The 25,900-nt window shown below is 38.8% G+C and carries 18 protein-coding genes, 2 tRNA genes and 1 rRNA gene (1 of these 21 cut by a window edge); 13 read left to right on the plus strand and 8 right to left on the minus strand.

Annotated features, from left to right (window positions below):
* Window positions 1-133: ribosomal RNA gene (locus PTUN_RS17035) — 16S ribosomal RNA — on the minus strand; it reaches 1,409 nt to the left of the window's first position.
* A 629-nt stretch (window positions 134-762) separates the two neighbouring features.
* Here PTUN_RS17035 and plsB point away from each other — a divergent pair.
* Window positions 763-3,195: a glycerol-3-phosphate 1-O-acyltransferase PlsB gene (plsB, locus tag PTUN_RS17040; protein WP_009839095.1), complete on the plus strand. Its 2,433-nt coding sequence runs from the start codon at window positions 763-765 to the stop codon at window positions 3,193-3,195.
* An 86-nt stretch (window positions 3,196-3,281) separates the two neighbouring features.
* Complete coding sequence (locus PTUN_RS17045; RefSeq protein WP_009839094.1) at window positions 3,282-3,764, plus strand: glutathione peroxidase; 483 nt, start codon at window positions 3,282-3,284, stop codon at window positions 3,762-3,764.
* Between the two features lie 48 nt (window positions 3,765-3,812).
* On the opposite strand, the gene PTUN_RS17050 is transcribed toward PTUN_RS17045, so the two are convergent.
* Complete coding sequence (locus PTUN_RS17050) at window positions 3,813-4,004, minus strand: PA3496 family putative envelope integrity protein (RefSeq protein ID WP_009839093.1); 192 nt, start codon at window positions 4,002-4,004, stop codon at window positions 3,813-3,815.
* Between the two features lie 292 nt (window positions 4,005-4,296).
* Between PTUN_RS17050 and PTUN_RS17055 the strand changes: the two genes are divergently transcribed.
* Window positions 4,297-5,088, plus strand: coding sequence for a DUF2884 family protein (locus tag PTUN_RS17055; RefSeq protein WP_009839092.1), 792 nt, complete (start codon window positions 4,297-4,299; stop codon window positions 5,086-5,088).
* 72 nt (window positions 5,089-5,160) lie between these two features.
* On the opposite strand, the gene PTUN_RS17060 is transcribed toward PTUN_RS17055, so the two are convergent.
* The gene (locus PTUN_RS17060; RefSeq protein ID WP_009839091.1) at window positions 5,161-6,600 is read right to left on the minus strand and encodes an aminotransferase-like domain-containing protein; all 1,440 of its coding nucleotides are present in this window, start codon (window positions 6,598-6,600) and stop codon (window positions 5,161-5,163) included.
* 103 nt (window positions 6,601-6,703) lie between these two features.
* Between PTUN_RS17060 and PTUN_RS17065 the strand changes: the two genes are divergently transcribed.
* Window positions 6,704-7,660, plus strand: a complete 957-nt coding sequence (locus PTUN_RS17065) for a DMT family transporter (RefSeq protein WP_009839090.1) — start codon at window positions 6,704-6,706, stop codon at window positions 7,658-7,660.
* A 37-nt stretch (window positions 7,661-7,697) separates the two neighbouring features.
* On the opposite strand, the gene PTUN_RS17070 is transcribed toward PTUN_RS17065, so the two are convergent.
* Window positions 7,698-8,621: a diacylglycerol/lipid kinase family protein gene (locus tag PTUN_RS17070; RefSeq protein ID WP_009839089.1), complete on the minus strand. Its 924-nt coding sequence runs from the start codon at window positions 8,619-8,621 to the stop codon at window positions 7,698-7,700.
* A gap of 854 nt (window positions 8,622-9,475) precedes the next feature.
* Between PTUN_RS17070 and PTUN_RS17075 the strand changes: the two genes are divergently transcribed.
* The 7 genes from PTUN_RS17075 to PTUN_RS17110 all read left to right on the plus strand — a co-directional run bounded on the left by PTUN_RS17075 (window position 9,476) and on the right by PTUN_RS17110 (window position 15,905).
* Entirely contained in the window at window positions 9,476-10,177 is a 702-nt protein-coding gene (locus PTUN_RS17075) for a carbonic anhydrase family protein (RefSeq protein ID WP_009839087.1), read from the plus strand.
* Between the two features lie 72 nt (window positions 10,178-10,249).
* Window positions 10,250-11,863, plus strand: coding sequence for a sensor histidine kinase (locus PTUN_RS17080; protein ID WP_009839086.1), 1,614 nt, complete (start codon window positions 10,250-10,252; stop codon window positions 11,861-11,863).
* Entirely contained in the window at window positions 11,860-12,543 is a 684-nt protein-coding gene (locus tag PTUN_RS17085) for a response regulator transcription factor (protein ID WP_009839085.1), read from the plus strand. The genes PTUN_RS17080 and PTUN_RS17085 overlap by 4 nt, the downstream gene beginning before the upstream one ends.
* Window positions 12,544-12,799: 256 nt before the next feature.
* Window positions 12,800-12,890, plus strand: a tRNA-Ser gene (locus PTUN_RS17095).
* Window positions 12,891-12,910: 20 nt separating this feature from the next.
* Window positions 12,911-13,003, plus strand: a tRNA-Ser gene (locus tag PTUN_RS17100).
* 224 nt (window positions 13,004-13,227) lie between these two features.
* The gene (locus PTUN_RS17105) at window positions 13,228-14,412 is read left to right on the plus strand and encodes an HD-GYP domain-containing protein (RefSeq protein WP_009839083.1); all 1,185 of its coding nucleotides are present in this window, start codon (window positions 13,228-13,230) and stop codon (window positions 14,410-14,412) included.
* Between the two features lie 101 nt (window positions 14,413-14,513).
* Window positions 14,514-15,905, plus strand: coding sequence for a M28 family peptidase (locus PTUN_RS17110; protein ID WP_009839082.1), 1,392 nt, complete (start codon window positions 14,514-14,516; stop codon window positions 15,903-15,905).
* 98 nt (window positions 15,906-16,003) lie between these two features.
* Here PTUN_RS17110 and PTUN_RS17115 read toward each other — a convergent pair whose 3' ends face one another.
* The 3 genes from PTUN_RS17115 to PTUN_RS17125 all read right to left on the minus strand — a co-directional run bounded on the left by PTUN_RS17115 (window position 16,004) and on the right by PTUN_RS17125 (window position 20,723).
* Window positions 16,004-18,895 (minus strand): insulinase family protein, encoded by a 2,892-nt coding sequence (locus tag PTUN_RS17115; RefSeq protein WP_009839081.1) that lies wholly within the window; start codon window positions 18,893-18,895, stop codon window positions 16,004-16,006.
* A 273-nt stretch (window positions 18,896-19,168) separates the two neighbouring features.
* Window positions 19,169-19,648 carry a hypothetical protein gene (locus PTUN_RS17120; RefSeq protein WP_009839080.1) on the minus strand — a complete coding sequence of 160 codons (480 nt, stop codon included), beginning with the start codon at window positions 19,646-19,648 and terminating at the stop codon, window positions 19,169-19,171.
* Between the two features lie 160 nt (window positions 19,649-19,808).
* On the minus strand, window positions 19,809-20,723 hold the full coding sequence (locus PTUN_RS17125) for a DUF808 domain-containing protein (protein ID WP_009839079.1): 915 nt from the start codon (window positions 20,721-20,723) through the stop codon (window positions 19,809-19,811).
* Between the two features lie 447 nt (window positions 20,724-21,170).
* On the opposite strand from PTUN_RS17125, the gene PTUN_RS17130 reads away from it, so the two are divergent.
* Window positions 21,171-23,204 (plus strand): methyl-accepting chemotaxis protein, encoded by a 2,034-nt coding sequence (locus PTUN_RS17130; RefSeq protein ID WP_009839078.1) that lies wholly within the window; start codon window positions 21,171-21,173, stop codon window positions 23,202-23,204.
* 202 nt (window positions 23,205-23,406) lie between these two features.
* On the opposite strand, the gene PTUN_RS17135 is transcribed toward PTUN_RS17130, so the two are convergent.
* Window positions 23,407-24,480 carry a GGDEF domain-containing protein gene (locus PTUN_RS17135; RefSeq protein ID WP_009839077.1) on the minus strand — a complete coding sequence of 358 codons (1,074 nt, stop codon included), beginning with the start codon at window positions 24,478-24,480 and terminating at the stop codon, window positions 23,407-23,409.
* 250 nt (window positions 24,481-24,730) lie between these two features.
* On the opposite strand from PTUN_RS17135, the gene PTUN_RS17140 reads away from it, so the two are divergent.
* Window positions 24,731-25,900, plus strand: a complete 1,170-nt coding sequence (locus tag PTUN_RS17140) for a PrnB family protein (protein ID WP_009839076.1) — start codon at window positions 24,731-24,733, stop codon at window positions 25,898-25,900.

Genomic DNA, 25,900 nt, shown 5'->3' on the forward strand with positions numbered 1-25,900 from the left:
ATGTTCCCAAGCATTACTCACCCGTCCGCCGCTCGTCACCCAAGAAACAAGTTTCTCTGTGCTACCGCTCGACTTGCATGTGTTAGGCCTGCCGCCAGCGTTCAATCTGAGCCATGATCAAACTCTTCAATTAAAAGTTTTTAGTCTTTCGACTGCTCAATGAATTCTGATTTTTGTTTCCACAACCCTTAATAAAAAGAGAAAGTGAAATCAAATTGACTGTATAGCCACTCATTCATTATTGAGACTCTAAATTTTTTGCTTCATTCAAAACCGAAGTTTCGAACTAAGCTGTTAGAACTCAACCTGTACGAGTGCCCACACAGATGATTGCTTAAATTGTTAAAGAACGTTGCAGCGCCAACTCTAGGAGCTTGCTGCGAAGTGGAGCGCTATAATAAACGTTTCACTTTTCAAGTCAAGACTTAATTTTAAATTCTTTCGAAGCAAACTAAGTTTTACTTAACTCTCTGACTCAACCCTCATACCCCGCTAGGTGTGGTGTGCTGCCGTGTCAGTGGGGTCGCATTATAGGGAGATCCTTTTTTTGATCAAGCTTTTTTTATCAAAAATATTAAAAAAACACTCAATAGAACAATAAACACTCAATTCGTTGTTTTTTACGTCTATTATGCTGCTTTTAGCTCTATATAAGACTAATTTTACGCTTAAGGTTTTGCTTCTATTAATTGATATGCGAACATATCCCAATGGTCTGTCCAGTTTAAAGCTGGATTTTTATTTTAGTTTGATGGTGAATGCATGGGCGTTGTGAAATTTTTAGTAAATGGATTAGCACAGCTAGCAAATAAGCTATTTGTTAAAACCAAATTATTACCCGATGATCCGATAAAACAGTTTAACCTTGATGTTAAAGCCCCTACCTTTTATATAAGCAGACTAAATTCAGCTGCTGATTTAGCATCATTAACCACTATTTGTAAACAGCTTGGCTTACCTAACCCTAATGGTACTGAACGACTTTTAGCTGACATTAATGTCGAACGTTATCTTTGCTTACAAAATACAACTCCTTTATTTGGTGATGTTGCTAAACAGACGAACGCATTAAAACAAGGTGAGGTGTTATTTCAAGCATTACAACAAAATCCTAGCTTGAATATTCAAATAATCCCCGTAAGTATTTTATGGGGTCGCAATCCTGGTAAAGAAAAAGCAGGCTTAGGCACATTACTTTCCCACTCACTTACTCCTAGCTGGCTTAGAAAAATATTTGTCGTATTGCTTTCTGGCCGTGGTAATTTGATTCGCTTTAGTCAACCACTCGATTTAGCACCTCTACTTAGCAGAAAAACGAAACGACAAGATTTACCCCACGCTTTGCTGCGAGTCGCACGCTTTCATTTTAAGCGCCAAAAGTTAGCAGCTACCGGACCAAAACTACCATCACGCGATCATTTATTTCAAAGTCTGCTTGCTGCGCCACATGTAAAACAAGCGATTAGTGATGAAGCGAAAGCAAAAAATATCAGTGAAATAGAAGCTAAAAAAATAGCGCAGCAATTATTAGGTGAAATTGCTGCTAATTATAATGATGCCATGATAAGCATTGGGGATCGTATTTTAACTTGGCTTTGGACTAAGCTTTATAATGGTATTGAGGTCAATTACACCGATAAAATTCACGAGCTTGCTCATAAAGGACACGAGATTATTTATGTACCCTGCCATCGTAGCCATATGGATTATTTATTACTAACTTATGTTATTTACCATCAAGGTTTGGTTCCTCCACATATTGCAGCAGGTGTTAATTTAAACTTTTGGCCAGCAGGACCTATTTTCCGTCGTTCTGGTGCTTTTTTTATTCGCCGAACGTTTCAAGGCAATAAACTCTACTCAACCATTTTTAGAGAGTACCTTTCACAACTTTTCATCAAAGGTTATTCCATTAAATTTTATACCGAAGGTGGCAGAAGCAGAACCGGTCGACTTTTACCACCAAAAACCGGGATGTTAGCCATGACCTTGCAAGCGATGTTGCGGGATATTGAAAGGCCAGTTTCTGTCGTCCCTGTTTATATTGGTTATGAACATGTTATGGAAGTAAATACCTATCTAAAAGAGTTAGCTGGCAGCGTAAAAGCAAAAGAGTCGATGTTTGGCATTATTAAAACCATTAAGAATTTAAAAAACTATGGTCATGGATATGTTAATTTTGGTGAGCCAATAAATCTCAATCAATACCTTAACCAGCATCAACCAGATTGGCGGGCAAACATTGATTCTAATCAAGTGCAAAAACCACAATGGCTCAATAGCCAAGTTGCAGCTATATCAAACCAAATAATGACCCACATTAACTCAGCTGCAGCGCTCAACAGTGTTAACCTGCTTGCCATTATTTTATTGCAGACTGAGCAAAAAGCACTGTCACAAAGCCAAACAATTTGCCAACTGAATTTTTATTTGCAACTGTTTAAAGATGCCAAGTACAGCGATACAATTTCGATGCCAAATAAAACGGCGCAAGAACTACTTAACCATGCTTTAACACTGGGGAAATTCGAATTAGTTGATGATATTGTTGCGATAAATGACAAAGAAGTCATTTTGCTGAATTACTATCGTAATAACATCATTCACTTATTTGCCGTACCAAGCTTACTAGCACTACACATTATTAGAGCTCGCACCACCAATGTTGTAGATTGCATCGAGAAAGTAAAAACCCTATATCCTTTATTTGCTGCTGAGTGGTTTATGAGCCCCCTTGATGAACAATACATCACATCGGTCGTAACAGCTTTTGCTGAGCAAGGTTTAATTAGCTTGGATGCCAACAATAACATTAGCATCAGCCAATCGAGTAGTAGTTACTTTATGCTCGACTTGTTAGGTCGAGTTTTAGATTGCACATTACAACGCTATGCCGTGGTAATTGGATTACTGACAGAGCAATCCCGAATGGATAAAAGCGACTTAGAATCATCAAGTCATTTATTAGCTGCCCGCCTAAGTAAACTCCACGGCATAAATACGCCAGAGTTTTACGATCAAAAAGTATTAACCGGTTTAATTGCTGGTTTAAAAGATTTAAATCTTGTTGAGCTTAATGAGCAAAACCAGTTAATCAGCACAGAGCAACTACAACATACTTCAGCTGTAATTAAGTCTTTGTTAAAGCCACCAGTACTTCTTTCAATTCAAAATCAACTATCGGGCCACCATTAAACCGTTTAGTATTTAGCCCTGTAACAACAAAGCGAGGTTGCAGGGCAATACCGCACTAACAATGACACAATAATAAAGGTTAGAAAATGGTTCCGTTTTATCAATTTGAAGCAATCAGTTTACAAGGAAAACCAATCTCATTTGAGGAGTATCAAGGTAAAGTTGTTTTAGTGGTCAATACTGCAAGCCAATGCAAACTGACGCCACAATTTAAAGCACTTGAAGCGCTATATCAGAAGTATCAATCTCAAGGATTAGTGATCTTAGGATTTCCATGTAACCAATTTCGCCAACAGGAACCTGGTAATGCCGAAGACATCACACAAGTGTGTTCACTAAATTACGGCGTCACCTTTGCAATGTTCGATAAAATCGCAGTTAATGGTAAGCACAGCTCACCCATCTTCCAGTATTTAAAACAACAATTACCCGGAATATTTGGCTCAATCATAAAGTGGAATTTTACTAAGTTTTTGATAGGAAGGGATGGGCAACCCATAAAACGCTATGCACCAATAACAAATCCAGCAAATATTGAACAAGCAATCATAAATGCTTTAAAAAACTAGGATTTTGACATTAAAAAAGGGCCCTTAAACGGCCCTTTTTTTTATCAATTAGTCTTCTAAGTAACTGTCGAAGTCATCATCTCCGATATTTTTACGCAAACGTTTTTGCTCTAAGTAATCTTCAATTTTACGTTTCACTTTTCTTTTTTGATTATCATTTTGCGCCTTTGCACCTGGCTCAAAACTATCATCACTTTCTAAAGAATCATCGAAATCGTCATATGAATACGTCTTACCCACACCTATCTCCAAAAACAGGATTATATACAGTTAGTTCTAAAGTGAATAAATAGCCGCAAATTAAACTATTGCAAAGAAAAATATTTTTATCGTATTGATAAATCAATTAAATCAAAGAGACTTATGTAGTCAAAAAAACTATTTTTTAGTCAAAATAGTTACATTAATAACTTAGCGTAAAAAACAAAAATAACTAACTAATTGATTTAAAACAAAATAAATATTGGCATTCAATTTGTAATAGTCATATCAATGCAACAAAACGAATATCAATACAACAGGATTATTTATCATGAAATCAATTATTTTATTAAGTTCAGTTTTACTCGCGGCACCTGCTATGGCTCACTCAAACAATCATAAGCTCTCTTTTTCTTCTGATACATGTAATGTTGAGCTGCAACAAACACTTCGGATCACACCTCTGACTCTCGAAATAGAGAATACTCAACACCAAATCATGCTTATTGATGAGCAAGGTAATCTCACTTTAGATGGCCAAAACATCGCTATTTCAAATAGCCAACAAAAAATGCTAACCGAATATGCAAGTGGCTTACGATCACATATGCCTCAGGTGGCAGAAATAGCATTAGAAGGTGTCAAAATAGCAGGTGTAGCTATTGATGAAATCAGCCAAGCGTTTGGCCTAAAACATATGGACGGTATGACTAATTTAATGGATGAAGTGAGCGTTAGAATTAACGATGGTTTTTACCAAAATGGTACCTTCGTGATTGACCAAGCACAGTTTGATGCTATTGGGGATAACTTAGGTGAGGAGTTTGACCAAAAAATAGATAAAGCAATGGAAGAAGCCGTGATGAACTCAGTAGGCAGCCTGTTAATTTCCCTTGGTTCAGAATTAATTGGCGCCGGTGGCAATATGGATGAATTTGAAAACCGCATGGAAAAAATGGCTGAACAAATTGAGCAAAAAGTTGAGTTACAAGCAAATGAACTTGAGAAAAAAGCGGATGCATTATGTGGTTCAATTGAGCAATTAGCTCAAGTAGAACATCAATTACAACAAAGTTTACCTGAACTTAAAAATTACGATTTATTTGTTGCGAATCACAAATAAACAAAGCCTTGTCAGTCATCAGCAAGCAGACCAACAGCCGCAATGCGGCTGTTGGTCTTTATAAAATAAATACTAGCGGCGAGTTTTGAGCAGAGCTCCTAATTGCGCGATTGCTTGCTCGATTTCAAGTGTCCAGGTTAAGCCATAACTCATACGTAAACAGCGTTGATATTTGTCACTAGCCGAAAAAATACTCCCAGGAGTAATACTAATATTGTGCTCTAACGCCTCATGAAATAAACGCGTTGCATCATAACCTACTGGTAGTTCAATCCAGATTACACAACCACCTTGCGGATCACTGATGCAAGTCTCGATTGGAAAGTGACGTTGGATCTGATGGATCATCCGCTCTTTATTTGATCGTAAGATCTGGCGCAAGCGCACTAAGTTACGATCGTAGTCCCCACTTGCTAGAAACTCTGATAATGTCCATTGATTGAGTAACGGCGCCGAACAACTCAGAGCACGCTTTAATCTGAGTGCTTGCTTTGCAAAACGACCCGCTATCATCCAACCAATGCGATAACTGGGTGCAGCTGTTTTTGAAAAAGACGAACAGGTAATAACTAGCCCTTTTTGACTATAATATTGAGCTGGTTTTGCTCTTTGCTCAGTAAAATGCAAGTCGCCATAAACATCATCCTCAATTAATACCACCTCATGAGACTCTAATAATACAACTAACGCGGCACGATTGGCTTCGGGCATAAATGACCCAACGGGGTTATTGACCGATGTTGAAAATACGCCCGCCACAATTTTATGTTGCTCAAGGGCTTTGGCTAAATCGTCTAACCAAATCCCCTGCTCACTACAAATTGGAATCTCAAGCGCCTTTAAACCTAAGCTTTCAATTAACTCAATAATGCCAAAATACGTTGGCGACTCGATTGCAATCACATCCCCAGGCTTTGCTACACATTGCAACGCAATCGCTAAAGCCTCTTGCGCACCATTAGTAATAATGAGTTCATCAAAGTTAACGCCAATACCAAAATCTAAATAACGGTAAATCAATTGTTTTTTTAGCGGTGCAAATCCATCCATTGGCCCGTAATTAATTGCTGATTGGCCTGACATACTCATGACTCGGCGCATTGTTCGGCTAAGCGCTTTTACTGTAGGACTTGCAGCGATTGGATTTGCAATACCAAATGGCACAACACCTGGTCGATGAATAGCGTCATATACTTGTTCTATTAACGATTGTTTTTGCACTGCAACAGGCTGATTCAACATTCGGCGCCGTTTTGGTTTAGCAGCCAATAAATCCATCGCTTTTAAAAAATAGCCCGATTTAGATTTCGCTTCTATCAAACCTTGGCGTTCAAGCTCTAAATAGGCTTGTTTTATAGTTGGTACACTCACCGCTAAATTTGCAGCCATGACACGTAATGAGGGTAATTTTTGCCCTGCCTGTAACGTACCTTGCTGTTTCATATCACGAATGAGCTGCGCAACTTGTTGATATAAAAAATCCGTTTGATGACGATCGACAATAATAGACATAGGCTGAATCTGTATAGGTTACATTTTTAAATATCTGTATATGTTAACTATACAGAAAAACTTTAAACTGCCAACCATCCCTTGATTACACAATCGAATTATCATGAAGAATATATTTTTATATCTCAGTACTGTCCTTATTTGGGGCTCAACCTGGCTTGCTATTGAATTTCAATTAGGAGAGGTTGCCGTTGAAATATCTCTTTTATATCGATTCACCTTAGCAGCCTTACTCATGTGGACCTTTTGTCTAATCAAAAAGATGCCAATGAAATATGATGCAAAACAGCATCTCTTTTTTATATTGCTGGCGTTTTTTAACTTTGGCGCTAACTACTTAATTTTATATTGGGCGCAGAATTATTTAACCTCTGCCATGACATCTATCGCTTTTTCAATGCTGTTATTAATGAATATTATTAATACACGGATCTTTTTTGGTAAACCGATCGCAGGTCGCATCTATCTTGGCGCAATAATGGGGGTGGTTGGGATCATCGTCTTATTTTGGCACGATCTAAGCGATCTGAGCTTATCAAATGAAGCGGTTATCGGCTTATTACTCTCGCTTGGCGGTACTTTAGCTGCATCATTTGGCAACATGATCAGTGTACGTAATTCAAACGCAAACATTGGTGTATTACAAGGTAATGCATGGGGCATGCTATACAGTAGCATTTTATTGTTTATTTACAGTTTATTAAGCAAAGCAGAATTTACAATCTCAACCTCAACAAGCTACTGGGCTTCACTGATTTATTTATCCGTATTTGGCACAGTTATCGCTTTTGCTTGTTATTTTGCGTTACTTAAAAATATCGGCCCAGAAAGAGCGAGTTATGTCATTGTCCTTTTCCCGCTTGTGGCTGTGGTACTCAGTACTTATTTTGAAGGGTTCATTTGGGATTCCAACACTATTATTGGCTTTACTTGCGTATTGCTAGGTAATGCAATTGTATTAACACCGACAGCAAAACTTAAAATGCTGTTCAACTTATCCCCAGTCAAAGAAACGTTAAAGGCAGAACCTGAGCTTGTAGTGCCTCGCTCTGCCCAATAACATTAACTGACTCAACCAAAGGGCTACGGCCCTTTTTTCATGGTGCTTTTATTAAAATTGCATTTGGTACTAGTTTAATTATAGTTGGCGTCAACCCAATATATTCGCCATCTGCTTCAATCGGTAAACCTACGCTGAGCACACTCATTTCTTTTATAGCCATTTGTTTAACCACTTTAGGGCTTAATGGCATCGCAAACGTCATTCGAATCAATTGCACCAACTTAGTCAGAAGCGAGCAATCCCTGATCATTACACACTCCAGCTCACCGTCAGCAATATTGGCTTTTGGCGCCACCTTCATTCCACCACCAAAATAACGGCCATTCGCAAATAAAGTCATAAAATGTTGATAATGGTAAGGCTCCCCTCCATGCTTCAGCGCGATTGGCTCAGCCTGATAACAAAATAAGTGTTTTAATGTCAAAACTAAATAAGCCAATTTTGCCCATGAGCCTATTTTTTGCTTCCCTATAGAATGTGCAACCACTTGACCATCAAAACCTATCCCTGCCACATTAATAAAATAACGCTCGCCGACCTTTCCGAGATCCACCTGCAACTGATGAGAAGAAAATATTGCATCTTTAAATTGCGTCATAGTGAACCCCAAGGAGCGAGCAAAATCATTACCCGTCCCACAAGGTAATAATGCAATAGGCTTGAGCTGATGCGCCATACAGTTAACCACCAAATGCAGCGTACCATCTCCACCTAACACCACAACTTGTTGATGAAGATGCAAGTTTTGCTCAAAAAAACGACTGTTCTCACTAAAACTGGTCGACGTATAGTAAAGCTGATAACGAATATTTTTATTAGCGAGTTCATTTACTAACCAAGCCATTAAGCGCCGCTTAAGTGCGTTCTGAAATGGATTGGTGACAATTAAAAAAGAAAAAGGCTGCACGTTGATTAGATTTCTTAACTTAAAAATTGATTGAGCAATATTTTGCAGCATACCCTCAAGTGTAGAAAATCCCAGTTATTTCAACTAAAAAACATCAAGTTATGCACTTTTAAAGCAAAAAACATACTTTTATGCACAAAAATTCAGTAACTATTCAGAATTAAAGCAATCAACATTCGGATTAGTTTTTTTAATCTTTAAACAGTAATTTATCTCATTAGTCAAAAGCAAAAATTGAGTGCAAAATAGCCACCAAGTTAACCAATTAAGACGAGAAAAGTAATGACACCAAATACATTAAACAGCCAAGACCAAAGCATTAAACAAGTAACTAAATCTACTGGCAAACGCGCAAGATTTATATCTAAATTAAATAGTTATGGTAGTAAATTAGGTTTAGCAAACGCGGTAAGATACAAATAGTTAAACTGTAATTCTTTACTTTTCTTGATGATGTTCATCTTTCACACCAATAATAATCAGTAAGCGCAAAGCTTAAAACTCATTATTTAGTCTGATGAACATCTCATTATTTTTTTTAACCCTAATAGCACCAACTTTCTCCTGATAAAAACATTACATACACCCAAAACACATCAGCTTTAAATACCGCTAAAAAACTACATTCAATCTGCCGATCTCTAGAGGTAAATATTGCTAATTAGCTTAACGACATATAACTAAAAATTCTTTAAGTTAAATTTATTAGGCCATTAAGCAATTTTAATCATTTCAACAAGCTGTCTTTAGTACTCCTCTTTATACTTTGTTCGCGTTCCTGTATTACCCCTCAGAGATTACTTTGAAGTGTTTACACGGCTTAATTTTCTTTGAGGGGTATTTTCAGGGGACAGGAACGCACTTAATTTTTTATCAATGCATCGTATTGCAACGGGGAACACACCATGTCTTTGAATAAACTTGTTTTAGCAGCAAGCTTAGGTTTGGGCTTAAGCCTTTTACCTATTACTAGCTTTGCATCTGTGCCTGCACAAACAGCGGTATCACAAAGCGCAATCACTCCAGACCAAGCCTTACAAATGTTAATTGATGGCAACAAGCGTTTTGTTGACGGTAAAATGGTAGAGCGTGATTTAACAAAACAAGTTGCAGCGACTGGTGCAGGTCAATATCCGTATGCAACAATTATTGGTTGCATTGATTCTCGTGTACCACACGAATTAGTATTTGATGCTGGTATTGGTGACATTTTCTCTGCACGTATCGCAGGAAACTTTGTTAATACTGATATTTTAGGAAGCGTTGAATTTGCTACTGCAGTTGCGGGTTCAAAACTAATCGTTGTTTTAGGTCATACCTCATGTGGCGCTGTAAAAGGCGCATGTGACAATGTTGAATTAGGTAACTTAACACATACATTAAGCAATATTGCTCCTGCAATTTATGCAACAACTGATATTCCAGGCGTTCGTAATTCTAAAAACAAAGAGTTTGTACAAGCCGTTGCTGATAAGAACGTTGAATTAACAGTACAAAATATCTTAGATCGCAGCCCAGTGATTGCAGATTTAGTGAAACAAGGTAAAGTTAAAGTGGTCGGCGCAATGCACGATGTTGCTACTGGCCAAGTTACTTTCACTAAATAATACTTGCCCATCAACTCGTTACTGCGCCAAATTGCACTAATGCAGTAACGAGTTTTTTATTTTTGTGCGGAAATGAGCTTGAACCCAACAACCTCTCTTTATCATAGTAGTCGCCTCACCCATAAGCTGTTATTGGCTTTTTTTGTGATCTTCCTATTTACCAGTTTAATAGCTTGGCTATATTTCGACAGTTCAGAACGTTATAGCAAACACGCCAAACAATCTGATCTCACTCACGAAGTACTTACTCATTATTCAGAAATAGCCAAACTCAGCCTTGAGAAGCTCATTGCCATGGGTGAAATTGTGCGCACCGGCCAAGTACAAACGCCACAATTGCGTGAAGAAAATGAACACCAACTGCGCGCAGCACTCTTTAATGTACGCGACAACCTACTTAAAAAGCTCACGGTCAGCAATCAAGTTGATGCAAATCAGGAGCTGGCTGTACTCGATAGCATTAATCAAAAAGTAGAGCAAATCATCACCACTAATAACGAAATAAAATTATTAGTGGCGCAAAATAAACTTCCCGAAGCTAACCAGTTATTTAACTTATTACAAAAACAAGGTGTTGATACCGAGTTTAATCAATTAATTGGTAATGCAGTGAGTCAGGAACAAGCACAAGCACAAGAAATTCGTAACAATGTCAATACGCTATATCACTGGAGTAATCGCGTCCTTGCAGCCGCATTAGGTGCTATGAGCTTATTTACACTCATGACATTTTGGTATTTTTGGCGTCGAATTAATTCAGCCACCAAACAACTACATGCAGCAACCAGTCAATACAGTGATGGGAATTTAGCGCACCGCATTGCGCCACTGAGTGACTTTGAGTTTCAATACCTAGGCACTGCACTGAACGGCATGGCGGCACAATTAGCAGCACAACAAGCCGAACTCAACGAAGCAAAACGCTCTTTAGAAGAAAAAGTAGCACAGCGCACCGAAGCGCTCGAACGTTCAAACCAAAAATTAGCGCAAGTTGACCATCAACGTCGTCAGTTTTTGGCCGATATTAGCCATGAATTACGCACACCGTTGACGATTATTCGCGGCGAATCAGAAGTATTACTTCGCAGCCAATCCGCACAAGCAACCGATTATAAAGAAGTACTACAACGTGTAGTTGACGAAGTTCAGCACACCACCGCGCTAATTGAAGACTTAATGCTGGTTGCCCGCTCAAGCGCAGGTCAATTAAAACTGAGTTATCACCAATTCGATTTAAAAAATTTACTCAGCGAAATGCAGCAAATCTATCAACGTAAAGCCCGAGATCAACAAAAAACAATTATTTTGAACTTACCCCAGCAAGATGCATTTATTGATGCAGATGAGCGCCGTTTACGCCAGGTGATGATGATTTTGCTTGAAAATGCACTCGCCTACTCTCCAAGCCAAACACAGACCGAAATTCAGTTAATTATACGTGAAGAGCTAATTGTTATTAAAGTTGTGGATCAAGGTATGGGGATCCCAGAAAACGAACAACAGCAGGTATTTGAACGTTTTTATCGTGGTAATCGTGGTCAAACACCTGGTTCAGGGTTAGGATTACCTGTAGCAAAAGCGATTATTGATGGCCATGGCGGCCACATTACATTACAGCCCAACGTTTCTGGTTTAGGCTGTACAGCAACCGTATTACTGCCCATTTTAGGTATCGAGACAACATGAGAATATTATTAGTTGAAGATGACGACCGCGTTGCCAGTTTTTTAGAGCGCGGCTTACGAGCCGAAGGTTATTTTATCGTACGCGCTTGTGATGGCAAAGAAGGTTTAGAGCTCGCTCAAGAAGGTGATTTCCAATTAATTTTATTAGATATTATGCTGCCGAGCTTAAATGGCCTTGAAGTATGCCAAGCGTTACGAATTAAAAAGAATTTAGTGCCTATCATCATGCTCACTGCAATGGACGAATCACAAGACATCATCAAAGGCTTACGTTTAGGTGCTGACGATTACGTTACAAAACCATTTGCCTACGATGAGTTACTAGCTCGCATCGAAGCCGTTACACGTCGCACACCAAATGAAATCAAAAATACTAATATTCTTGAATTTGGCCCACTGTGTTTTGATCGCAGCAGTTATATTGTCAGCCTTGATAATGAAGAAATATCTCTGACAGTAAAAGAGATGGCCATTCTTGAATTGCTAATGACCAATACCGGAAAATACCTAAGTCGCGAACGCATTTTAAGTAATGTTTGGGGCATGGAAATGGATCCAATGACCAACGTCGTTGATGTGTACATTGGCAAACTCCGTAAAAAACTCACCATTGAAAGCAAAGGTGAGAGCATGATTGAAACTAAACGTGGAATTGGCTATCGACTCAATTTAGTTGAATAACTAAAAAAGTATCCGCTTTATAAAAACCAGTGTTCATTTCATTTATGACACTGGTTTTTTGTTTTTTAGCACTCACAACCTGCAAAAAATTTACGCCAAAAACAAACAATACAAATTTAATTTCACTATAAAAATGAATAAAAACATCTATTTCTATCAAAACACAAAATAAATTGCTTTTTTTGCACAAAGAATAAGCAAACAAACCGATTTACTATTTACATGGCCATAGAGGATAAGTATTATCTTCACCCACGGAGAGATGGCAGAGTGGTCGATTGCACCGGTCTTGAAAACCGGCATAGGTTTGTAGCCTATCTAGGGTTCAAATCCCTATCTCTCCGCCATATTTTAAAGATTAAACGCCGGAGAGGTGGCCGAGTGGCCGAAGGCGCTCCCCTGCTAAGGGAGTATAGGGTTTGTAGCCCTATCGAGGGTTCGAATCCCTCCTTCTCCGCCATTTAATAAAAAAGCTCAGTTGCACCGCATCTGGGCTTTTTTGTTTTCAAATCCTATACTCCTTACTTTTCAGCTCCTTGTGCTCATTTATTCTTTTCTACTAAATTGATTATTTCCATTTATTGAACTTGAATTAACGGTATTAACTTAATCACCGCTGTTACTAGCATCCTTGACTTAACAGCTTGTTCATTTCCAATCTTTTTACGGAATTACGCTTTTAATATGCTGCAAGAAATCAAAGTAAACGAACTCGTTATTGGCCACTTTGTTATGAAAATAATGCAGCAAGATGCTAATTATCAATTAGCAAAACCCACCCATATCAAAAGCCAGCATGCAATTGATCACCTAAGGGCTAAAGGTGTTATCTCTGTTTTAATTGACCCTGATAAAACCTTACATCAAAGCGTATTACCTGTCCCAATTGCAAATAAGGCACCATCACAAACACAACATAAGCACCTCATTGAAGAAGACGTACGCCGCGCTAAAGCGGTGTTTGATGAATCAAAAACAATTTCAGCAAAAGTATTCAATGATATGCTGAGCGGACGTCAATTAGATTTAAAACCGGTAGTCGAAATAACCAATTCTGTAATTGCTGAAATATTTAAAAACTCCAGCGCCCTAGCTTGTGTTATTAATATTCGAGCTAAAGATCAGTATTTACTCGAGCACTCTGTTTCAGTTTCAGTACTTATTAGTATTTTTGCTCGCTACCTCGAGTTAGACCCACAAGTGACACATCAATTAGCCATTGGTGGTTTTTTACATGATATTGGTAAAATAAAAATACCCGATGCAATTCTCAATAAACCAGGCAAATTAACTGATGAAGAGTTTGAAGTAATGAAAACTCATGTTAATCACTCCATAACAGCCATCGCTGCGACTCCTGATATCCCAGCCATTAGTTTAGAAATTGCAGCACAACATCATGAAAAGCTCGATGGTCAAGGCTACCCATTTCAACTTAGCAAAAATGATATTTCACTTTATGGCCGCATGATTGCTATTTGTGATATTTTCGATGCGCTTACAGCAAACCGCGTCTACAAAGATGGTTTTAGCCATATAAAATCATTCAGCATTTTACGAAACCTTGCCAAAATCAATCACCTTGATGCTGAGTTAGTCGACAAATTTATCAAGTGTATGGGCGTTTATCCCATCGGCTCACTTGTCGAACTTCACTCCCATAAGCTCGCCATGATTCAAGGGCACAATGCCAGTGACCCAACCAAACCAATAGTGAAAACTTTTTATGATGTTACTCAAAAGGGTTACCAACCAGCCATTTCGATTGATTTATCCAGTGATGATGATTACATCATCAAAGGTGTGCGCCCAGATGATTTTGATTTAGATATGAGCCACATTGTGGAGTTTTTATTAAATCAAGGCTGACCGCCTCCCCAACATCATTAACGTTTAACCTAATCTCTTTGCGTCTTGTAGTTGAAAGTGCTTAAATGTTGGCCTTTATTCGATGCTAGATATTTGATGTTATGAAAAAACTGCTATCTTTTGCTGCTATGGCTACTTTTAGTTTACACCTTAATGCCGCAGCACCTTTATTCACACCACAGCAACTAGAGCATGTTGCAACCATCCGCGATAACGCAATGCAAAGTCCGTTAGCGTTTGATATTTTAACCTCTCTCACCACTGAAGTTGGCCCGCGCTTACCTGGCACAGCCAATGACAAACTAGCCGTAAAATGGGCGCAAGATAAATTCGCCAGTTTAGGCTTTGATAAAGTATGGTTAGAGCCCGCAAACTTTCCTGAATGGCGTCGTTATAGTGAGTCGGGCAGCATCTTAACACCAAGCCTACAACCACTTCATTTAACAGCACTTGGCAACAGCATCAGCACCCCAAAAGATGGCATTACAGCTCAAGTTATTAAATTTGAAACACTTGAAGAGCTTATTGCTGCGCCTGATGATATTGCTAAAGATAAAATTGTATATATCAACTATCGAATGAATCGTGATATTGATGGCAATGGCTATGGACCGGCAGTACAAGCACGTAATTCTGGCGCAGTAGAAGCCGCAAAAAAAGGCGCTATTGGCTACATGATGCGCTCTGTCAGTACTAGCCATCATCGTTTTGCTCATACGGGTGGCAGCCACTATAAAGATGGTGTCACTAAAATCCCCACTGTCGCAATTGCCAATCCTGATGCAGACCAAGTTGCTCGTCTAATCGATTTAGGTAAAACGGTGAGTGTTAATATTAATGTCCAAGCAGAAAGCCTAGGTCAAGGTAGTGGCTTTAACGTTATCGGCCAATTTAATGGCACTGATAGCCCTGAGCAATATGTGTTGATTGGGGGTCATTTAGATTCTTGGGATTTAGGCACTGGTGCACTTGATGATGGGGCTGGGGTTGCTTTATCAATGGCTTCGGCAAAATTTGTCAGTGATGTTAAACGCCCAAAACGCAGTGTCCGTGTTGTATTATTTGCAGCAGAAGAACTTGGTTTATGGGGCGCGAAAGACTATGCAGCGGCTCATAAAGCTGACTTAAATAACATAGTTGCTGCTGCTGAATCAGATTTTGGTGCTGATGTTGTATATGCATTTGAATCAAATGTATCAGCTCAATCGTTGCCGATCGTGCGTGAAATTGCCAAGCAACTTGCGCCACTCAATATTGAATATATTGGAAAAAATAAAGCTGGAGGTGGCCCTGACTTAATTCCACTTAAAGGTGCTGGCTCTATTCCTGTATTCGATCTACACCAAGATGGTACTGACTATTTCGATTACCACCACACGGCCGACGATACACTAGATAAAGTAGACCCAGCTAAGCTACAACAAAATGCTGCAGCATATGCTATTTTTGCCTTTATGGCGGCTGACGCCCCTTTTGCGATAACAGGTAAATAGCCTGTTCTTTTAAAACAAAAAACCAGCCTCGGCTGGTTTTTTTGTCGGGTTACAGGCTAAGCAACAGAGTATTTAAACTCACAAACCTCAGGTATAACTTACATCAAGACACTTTGTGTTTCGCCACCGGTAAAACAACCGTTGCCACGGCAGATGCTTGAGTCAGCCAAGCTTTGCTGATAATCAACTTCATCTCGATGAGCTTTACCAAAACTGCGCACTACAAAAGGTTTAATATCCGCAACTGCATGTTTAAAAAATGGCAGTAAATCTTGCGCCTTTAACTGTTCAACAGCAGCCATTAGCTGCTTGTCACTGTCAAAACTAAAAGTACGGCTATTAATTTCAGCCCAATAATGCGCGGTGCGCTCATTCAGATTTTTATCTTTTGTCGCTAAATCTTTTAGCAAACCATCTTTGTAATCAGCAAATTGTGCATCACTTAATGCTGTAAGCTGCGCTTCAAAATCAACAAAAAATTGCTCAACTCGGCGGGTTAACTCAACCGGTCCAACTTTTGAGGATTGAATTAAAAAATACAATCCTGATAATTCTTCAATACTCGTACTTCGCCCTGCGACAATATAACCAAGCTGCTGCTCGGTACGAATTGATTTAAAAAATGGCGCGTTTATTACGCTACCCAACATGGCATAAAGCGCTCGGGTGCGTAACGATTTATCAGGATTTACATAACTCATTATTAGTGCTGAATCATCGTGATCGATATCAAGCTCTCGAATTAAAGCATCACCACTGATATTAACACGCACTTCTTTTGCTGGGCGTGTTAGCGCTGCTGAGTCAGTCATATTCAGTTTATATAAAGTCTGCGCTAAGCGTTCAGATTCAGCGCGCTGAATATTACCGTGCGCTAACACTTCAATTTCAACCTGCTGGTGAAAGGCAACGATATAATCTTCAAGATCTTTAATGCTCACAGCCGTTAATGCCTGCGCTAATTGATCGGGTGCAAAAACTTTATTACGCTGGATTTCACCTAAAACAGATAAACCTTGCGAGTAAGGTCGGTTAAATTTAGCATTACCCCACGCACGGATCAGACGATTTTTATGTAACTCAAACGCAGCAGGATTAATCGTTAAATGACGCACTCGTTGATTAATAGTGAGCAACAAATCGACCTGCTTTTCATCATAACCATTTGCCCCAAAACCCATACCTTGATTTGTTGACCACAAATTATAATTGAGCCCAGCCTGTTTGGCCGGATAACCAAACTCAGTCAAACTGTCTTTTAACAACGCATTATATAAGAAGTTTTTAGCTCGAGAAGCCGCGTCTTGCCCTGCTAATGGCGAATAAATTTGCACATTGATAGACGCTTTTGGTACTAAAAACTCACTATCTTGTTTGTGCCACAGTTTAAACCCAGCACGCTCAAATACCACTTCAGGTAATTGACTATCTTGAATCAGCGCTTTTAAGGTTAAATTAGTGGCTATAAATGGATTAGCTTTTGGTAATGAAAATGCTTTTTTAACATCATCAGCTTGATACAAAGCGAACTGCTGCTCAGATAAAGGGGCAATTGCGTAAGGAGTATTATATTGCGCTTGTACCTTATCTGTTGCCAAACCTTTGGCTACGATCACTTGGCGCATATTTTGTGGTGTTAAATACGCTAGATATTTCTTAACTAACTCAACCGAAAAACGCTCATAGATAAAGTCAGAATTTAAAACATATTGCGGAGCATAATAATGTAATTGCGATGCGATACTTCTGGCAGTATTAGCTGATGAATACTTCTCTTGAAAATCAAAGTTCGTTTTTGCAATCGCACGCAACTCATCAAAATATAAAGGTTTTAAACCTTGCTCGGCAATTAACCGTAAATACGAAAACATGGCCTGAGTCACTGCATCATATTGCGCTAAACCCGCTTCGGTCAGCGTCATTGCAACGGTAAACTGCTCAAAATCATCTGGGCCATAATAATAGCTATTAAGAGATTCTATTAAACCTTGTTGCTTTAAATAACTATATAAACTGCCTACACCTTCGTTGGCTAATAAATCACTAATTAAAGTCAGTGGTTTTTCTTTAAAATACTGCTGCGAAGTGGGTACAGGAAAATATAAGGTGAGCGTACGAGTATCTTTCATTGGCTCAATATTAATTTTAACCCCTAACTGCTCGGGTAAAAAAGGTTGCTCTTGAGCTGGGGTTGATACTGAACCATTACTTGGTACTTGTGAGAACTTAGCTCGTACTGACGCTTCTAAAGTATCTAAATCCTCTTTAGCCACCACACTGAGTGCCATGCGGCTGGCTGAGTAATATTGCTGATATTGTTTTTTTAAATCATCAATCAATAAGCTATCTTTACGGTCTGCAAGAGTCGCCAAATTACCTACAGAAAATTGGCTCGCCGGATGCGCCTGATTTGAAGTTTCTTTTAATACTTCACGAATGCGGCGGGCATCGTCTTTTATTTTCATGGTATATTCTGAATCAACTGCGTTTTTTTCTCGCTCAACATATTGAGGGTCAAAGGTAGGGGAGATAAAAAACTGCGCAAATCGGTCTAACGCTTGATCAAACGAATCTTCGTTTACTTCAAAATAATAATTAGTATGTTCTTGACCCGTTCCCGCATTAGACCAACCGCCATTTTCTTTTAAGAACTCATTATATTCGCCAACTTTTGGGTATTTTTCAGTACCAAGAAATAGCATATGCTCAAGAAAATGGGATAGCCCTTCACGGCCTTTAGGGTCGGCCATATGGCCAATATGTACATCAAGGGAGGCAGCAGCTTTATCTGCTTTTAAATCTGAAACTAAAACGATTTTTAAGCCATTGTCTAATTGCAAATAACGATATTGACGCTCGTCATTTTGACTTTTAATGATTTCTTGTTGAGCGGATGGAACATTTATAGGAAGAGTACTGCAACCAACAAAAGATGTACCTAAGGTTGTAGCGACGATCACAGCGACTAAATTTAGCTTATTCTGTTCCATTCATTCCTCTCTAAGTTGCCAAAAACACGGTTTTGCCAAACAAAGAGTGGAAAATACAAAACAAGCTCAAATGAACGTAGCAAAATTGCAAAAATAGAATGTTTAAAAAAGGTAGGAAATGACAATAAAGCTAAATCTACAACCAATACATTCACGTATTCAAACCTGTGTTGCAATTAAGCCCACTCCGAGCTTCACAACAAACCAGCCGACCATAATAACACATTGGTGATTATTTGTCCCGCACAAGAATTACTCAGTATTAAAACCTAACTAATGCTCTAAATCTTGCAAGCAGGCTTTACACAATTTTAAAAAATCTTGCAGGTTGTTTTTTGCCCAAAGCTGTTGTTTAAATTCACTTTCTGCCGATAAAAAACCTTTAAAGTCACCATAACCATACTGGCTAAATTTATTGATATAATCTTTAAATGCGTCATGAGTGGTTTGGTTTCCTAAAGTTGCCTCTTTAATTACATGATCTCCCGCATCAAATAAAATGGTCGCAAAGCGAAGCATGTGGACCTCAGACACACCGCCTGTTTGCAACCGAGTAAAGCATTCTTTTAACCCAATAAATTCAGCTCGAGCAAAGTCATGCACTTGTTGTGATAATTCACGACCTTCTTTGTTAGCAATTTCAGTACGGCGACGATAAATCATCAATTCTTTGCGGTAGTTTTCACCTCTAAAATATAAATAAGCCATTAAAAAAAGTGCAACAGCTGCAATACCTAATAACGTCATACTCATAATAACCCTAAACTAGTACCCAAAATTTCAGATAACAAAGACCAATCTAAACCCAAGGTTAAGTAGATAATAATAAATAATATTTCTTAAATTAGTTGCTCATGTGGCTTTTGTCATACACAAAATCGAATTAATGAAGCTTTATCAATATCAAAACAACTTACCAAGCCACTCTTTTTCGAATAATGCTAAAACCATAAAATACAACCACAACAAGCAGACCAGCTAAAAATCCAAAGATTCCATTTAATAGTGCGGGCACAACCCACTCTAACCAATTAGTTAAAAAAGGTGATAAAAGTGCAGATACGTGGTTTATCCAATCTGAAACAAGGTGCAAACCATGAGTAAGAATGCCGCCTCCGACCATAAACATCGCTAAAGTACCAACTACCGAAAGGGTTTTCATTAAATAAGGTGCACTATTAACCAAGCTTGTTCCAAATAAAGCAGCCACACTTTTAGGCGGGTTGTGTGCTAATAAATATAACCCGGCATCATCAATTTTTACGATTAAAGCAACAATACCATAGACCCCAATAGTCATAATTAACGCAATAATGCTGAGCACTGTAAATTGTGAAAACAAACTTGCTCCGGCAACAGTCCCTAACGAAATAACAATTATCTCTGCCGATAAAATAAAATCGGTTCGAATAGCTCCTGCAATTTTTTGTTTTTCATATTCAGCAGCATCTTCAGGCATTGATCCATCACCTTTGGAACTTATATCAGGAGTGGCCAAATAACTTTCAACAAGCTTATGCGCGCCTTCGTAGCACAAAAACAGCCCACCTAACATCAACATAGGCACAATGAGCATAGGTAAAAAAGCACTAATTAATAATGCAGCTGGCACCAAAATAACTTTATTAAGCAAAGACCCTTTAGCAACCGCCCACACCACTGGCAACTCTCTATCTGCAGTTACGCCCGATACTTGCTGCGCATTTAATGCTAAATCATCACCGAGTACACCGGCTGTTTTTTTTGCTGCCACTTTACTCATTGCAGCAATATCATCAAGCAAGGTAGCGATATCATCAATCAGGGTAAATAAACTTGCACCTGCCATAAAAATCCTTTTGTATCAGTTGGTTTCACTTCAGGTCTAACATACACAATGCAGTATCGTTGAGCTAGTAAGATTAACTAAATTTTCTTTCCTAGCTAACCTCAATACTGGATCATAAATCTATCTCAGACCGCTATTTTCAACATAAAGAGCACTGAATTAATCTGCTATGGGCACGCTATTTGCGCCCCACACCGCCCACTACCGTTGAAAATTTCAGGCTTGAGAGGAAAAACTTAGATATTTAATTTAGATGTTGATAAATCTCTTTCCAAGAACTGAGGTTATATAATTAAATATTTAGGTTTAAGTGCCGATAAAATTGCCAATGCTCAAACTCTGCTAAAATGAATTTTGAAAACATAATTTAAAATTGAGTTTTTACTCAAAACAGTTTTATTATTGATGCCCAAAATGCAATGTTAACAATAAAATAAAGAAGCTAGCATGTTTAAACTCAAATTGACGATCAGACAAAAAATCACCCTCGGGTTTAGCACTTTAACCGTGCTGCTGATTGCCGCCAGTAGCTTTTTTTACTATTCATTAGGACAAATTGCCCAAGCCAATAATAAAGTTAAAACCATTGCAACCCCAATTCAAGACCAAAGCCGCACCTTACAAATTCAATTACTCAAAATGGTTAAATTGGGTGCACTTGCCTACACCCAAACAACTAAAGCGGCAATTAATCAAAGCCAAAAAAACTTTGCTAATCTGCAAAACGAGTACCAGAAAACAACCGATGAGCTCACCAATAAAGTGGCTGATCAACCACAAATGCGCCAAACCTTGATCGATACCCAAACTAGCTACCACGCATACTTAGCTACAACTGAAAAAATGTTTGATGCAGAACTTAGCGCTATTAGCGCAGAGCAAAACTTTAACGAGCTCGTCAAACAAGTTGAACAATGGCGCAATAGCGCAAGCACAGCCATGCTCGACTTAGAAACCCTTGATGCCAATGGGCAAGACCGTTTATTAGAAGAAGTAATAGGCACCGGAATCCGAATCGATGACCTGTTATTTACCTTAGCAAGCAGCCTTAAAGGCCTTGCGCAAATAAACCAAGTTGAAGCGTTAAATGCCCACCAGGGAGATATGCAGTTTTTACTAGGCAATATTCGTACAAACTTTGAATACTTAATTCAACAAGCCGCTGATTTACCTGCAAATGAGTTGATTGATGGCTTTAATTCTAGTTTGAATCAACTGCATTCAGCCCTTGATACACCTGGTACATTGTACCAACTTCAATTAGCTAAATTAGAGCAAAAAAATCTAGCGCAACAGGCTTACTTCAACGCAGAAGAACACTTTAATAAAAATTACCTTGGCTTAGATAAGCTAAATGAACAGGCCAATGTAAGGTTCGATAACTTACAATTGGCTGCTCAAAACTCAATTACCCGCGGCGAAACTTTGGCCATAGTTATAGCTTTGGTTTGTATTGTTCTGGCCAGCTTTATTGCTTATTTTACCGCCAAAGCCATGCTGGGCCCGCTTACTTTAGTAAATCGTGCCTTAGCGAATATTGCCGCAGGAGATTTATCTCAGCGCTTTAAACAACGTAGTAATGATGAGTTTGGCAATTTAATTGCGAATATTAATAAACTCTCCGATGACCTTACTCAACTATTACAAGTCATTGAAAAAAATGCACTCACATTGAACCAGTCTGCTCAAGAGTCTCGCGACCAGAGTTTGGAGATTTCACAGGCAGCAAAATCTCAAATCACCAGAATCGAAAGTGCAAAAATGTTGGCAGAAAAAATTTACCACAGCTCAGAAACTGTTTATAACGAAGCAAATATCAGCGCTGAGCATGTCTCTGCAGCTTCAAAATCAAGCCATGAAGTACGCAATATTGCCAATGGTAATCTGGAGCGCATTAACTCATTATCTGAACGCCTGAATACCGCGGTTAGTACCATGATTCGCTTAACCAAACACAGCTCTGATATCGGTAGTATTTTAGAGACAATTGGCAGTATTGCTGAACAAACAAATTTACTGGCACTCAATGCTGCAATCGAAGCAGCTCGAGCTGGTGAAAATGGTCGAGGATTTGCAGTTGTAGCCGATGAAGTGCGCTCACTAGCAGCGCGCACTCAGGCAAGTACCGCAGAAATTCACGTCATGATTTCAAACCTTCAACAAGAAACTCAAGCGGCAGAAGCCGCTATCGATCAAGGTCAGCAAGCAGCTAATTTATGTGTAGGTCAAAGTAATGAACTTAATGATGCAATTGTTCAAATAGAGTCGGCACTTAGCACCATAGATCAAATGAGTAAAAGCATCACAGCAGCATCGAAGCAGCAAGTAGACTTTAGCGCAGAAATAAGCGATACCATGCAAATGACCGAGCAAGCAGCGCAAAGTAATGCCGAACAAGCCCTATCAATGACACAAAGCAGCAGTGAAGTTAGCGAACTAGCTGACTCGCTATCATCATCGGTGAAACGTTTTAAATTGTAACTCAAACTCAGTTCTTGATTAGAGGCTTACTAACACATTGAATTAAGAGTAAATATGTTATCTTTCCTCTCTAGCTAGGGGATTTTAATGGCACAAGGCGGATATTGCGCGTCAATAGCAAGCCTATAACAAGCTAAACCCACGCACTTTACGTTGAAAATAGCTGCCTGAGATAGATTTACTATCCAGTCTTGAGGTTAATTTAACCTTGCACCTGATTACGCCCTTGCTCCTTAGCTAGATAAAGTTTGCTATCAGCAGCCATAATAGCGTTGTTTAGCTGTTCTGCTGAGGACGCCTCTGCCACACCAAAACTAACTGTTAGGTCAATGTAGACTTGTTGTAGATTATCGAACTGGTTAAAAGGGGTATTTTGACACTCAATGCGAATTTTTTCGGCAACACTGATACCATCTACCAACATCGTTTGCGGTAATAAAATCAAAAACTCTTCACCACCTATTCGAGCGACGACATCGAACCCACGCAAGCTTGATTTTAGTAAACTAGCAACATGCTTAAGCACATGATCACCCGTATCATGCCCGTAGGTATCATTTACCCGTTTAAAAAAATCGATATCAGCCATTACCACAACCATAGGAAAATAATGCTTAGGCTCGCGATCTGCACCAATAAAAAACACCGAATCTAAAAAGCGCCTATTTGGTAGTTGCGTTAAAGGGTCAGTATTGGCTTGTTTTTGACGCTGATAATTAATACTCGATAATTCTTGGTGGCTGTGAAAACGAAAATATTCAGCGACAAAAGATAAAAAAATAGTCACTAAATAAGAAGCGATGAAACGCGATTTTTCAGCAGGCTGATACTCAGCCAAAATCCAATCTGGTTGATAGAGTAAGAACAAAATAGCTGAAAATATTAATAGGTTGGCCACCAGCCCTTTACGGTAATCAAATAAAATAAAATACACCAATGGAAACGGATATAGCCAATATAATGCGGTATTTTGATGACCTCCGGTAAAGACCAAACCAAGAATTAAGCCCACGACACCCAAACCTGTGATATAGCACGATACGCCAAAGTAAGGGTGGAAATGTGAAATTACCGCATTACTCAGCACCACAAGAGAGCTAGCTAATAAAATACAGGTTAATAAAGAATCTTGGCTGGCGATGTGCTGCAGATAAAACAAAAATAAAATGCCACCACCAATGTAGCTTGAAAAATATAAAACTAACTTTTGTCTTTTTATCTCAATATCTTGCGATGATTGCAGATCTATAAAATTTGACCACCAATCCGATTTCATTCGGTACTACTCTCAACAATCAGTATAAAGCTCGATGCAATAATAATTACACAGATAAAAAAGAAAAATCTTAACTCAAAACTGCAGCTGCAACACGCAATATTTAACGAAATTTATACATAAGATATTCAAAATAAATACATCGTAAAAACAATAAATTGTCCTTATTAAGTGTATTAACGACTGATTTGAGGTGAAATAAATCCTCTCTGCTATGCTAAATTATTAAAATAACAATAGTTAAATATTTATGTACGATAATTTTAGCCAATTCGATTATTGGATCCGTCATCAATTTGTTGACATCAACACCGCATTAGAAGAGATATATTGGCAGCAAGAAGACAAAACCCTGATAAGTAACGCTGCAAAACCACTCTTAGAACAACTTGAACACCAAGGTAAACACTTTATTACTCAACTACTTGCTGAAGGTAATACCGATCAAGGTTTTGAGCATGCGTTTGATTTACTAGGAAATGTTGGATTATATATGGCTGCTTGTAGGCGCCATGAAATCACCGAGCCAAGCAGAGAAACCCACTCCCCTTTACAGCAAGCTTCAGCACTTGCGATGCATATTGGCGCTTCAATTGGTGTCATTCCCCGTTTTAGTACTGCGCACCTCACAACCCACAATAAAGCTGTAGACGGTGTGTATAAGCGCTTTACCACACTTATTGATGAAAAAGTTTTTGTCGATTTTAATACCAAGGGCATCTTAGCTTATAAACAAGCAGCTGATTCATTATTACGGATTAAACCTTTAGGCTTGTCACACCCTGCGACAGCCGAGCTATTAAAAGCCGCGGTTTTCGCCTTGCAGAATGTCCACCGTCATAACGAACAATTATTTAATACTTTAGATACTGAGCGATTTTTTTATTGTGTAAGACCCTATTACAAGCCTCATAGAGTTGGCAGTTTAGTCTATCGAGGAGCAAATGCCGGTGACTTTGCTGGCATTAATGTCATCGACTTACTTACGGGTTTATGCGCGGGCAATGACCCGAGTTACTCACAAATGTTAGTCGATAAATTTTTATACATGATGCCTGAAGATCAAACCATCTTGCGAGATTGTATGCGCCAGCCCAATATGCTTGATCAATTTATGGCATTTGCTGGTGAACAACATCAACCTTGGTATCAAGAACACCTGAAATTATTTTTAGAACTGTGTCAATGGCATGGCCTGACCGCAATTCAACATCACAATCAGTTAGTTGAAAAATACATTTGCCAACCCGCCACCCAATTAAATCAATCGCAAATGGCCACGCTAACAGCAAGCGGCCCCCCTTTAGAGGTATTACTTAACAGCTTGTCTAAGTTACGAGACCGCCGCGCCGCCGCAAAACGAGATGATATTGCGACACGCTTTAACGATTTAGAAACATTAAAAGCGACATTAAGGTAA

The sequence above is a fragment of the Pseudoalteromonas tunicata genome (assembly GCF_002310815.1).
Classification (GTDB): domain Bacteria; phylum Pseudomonadota; class Gammaproteobacteria; order Enterobacterales; family Alteromonadaceae; genus Pseudoalteromonas; species Pseudoalteromonas tunicata.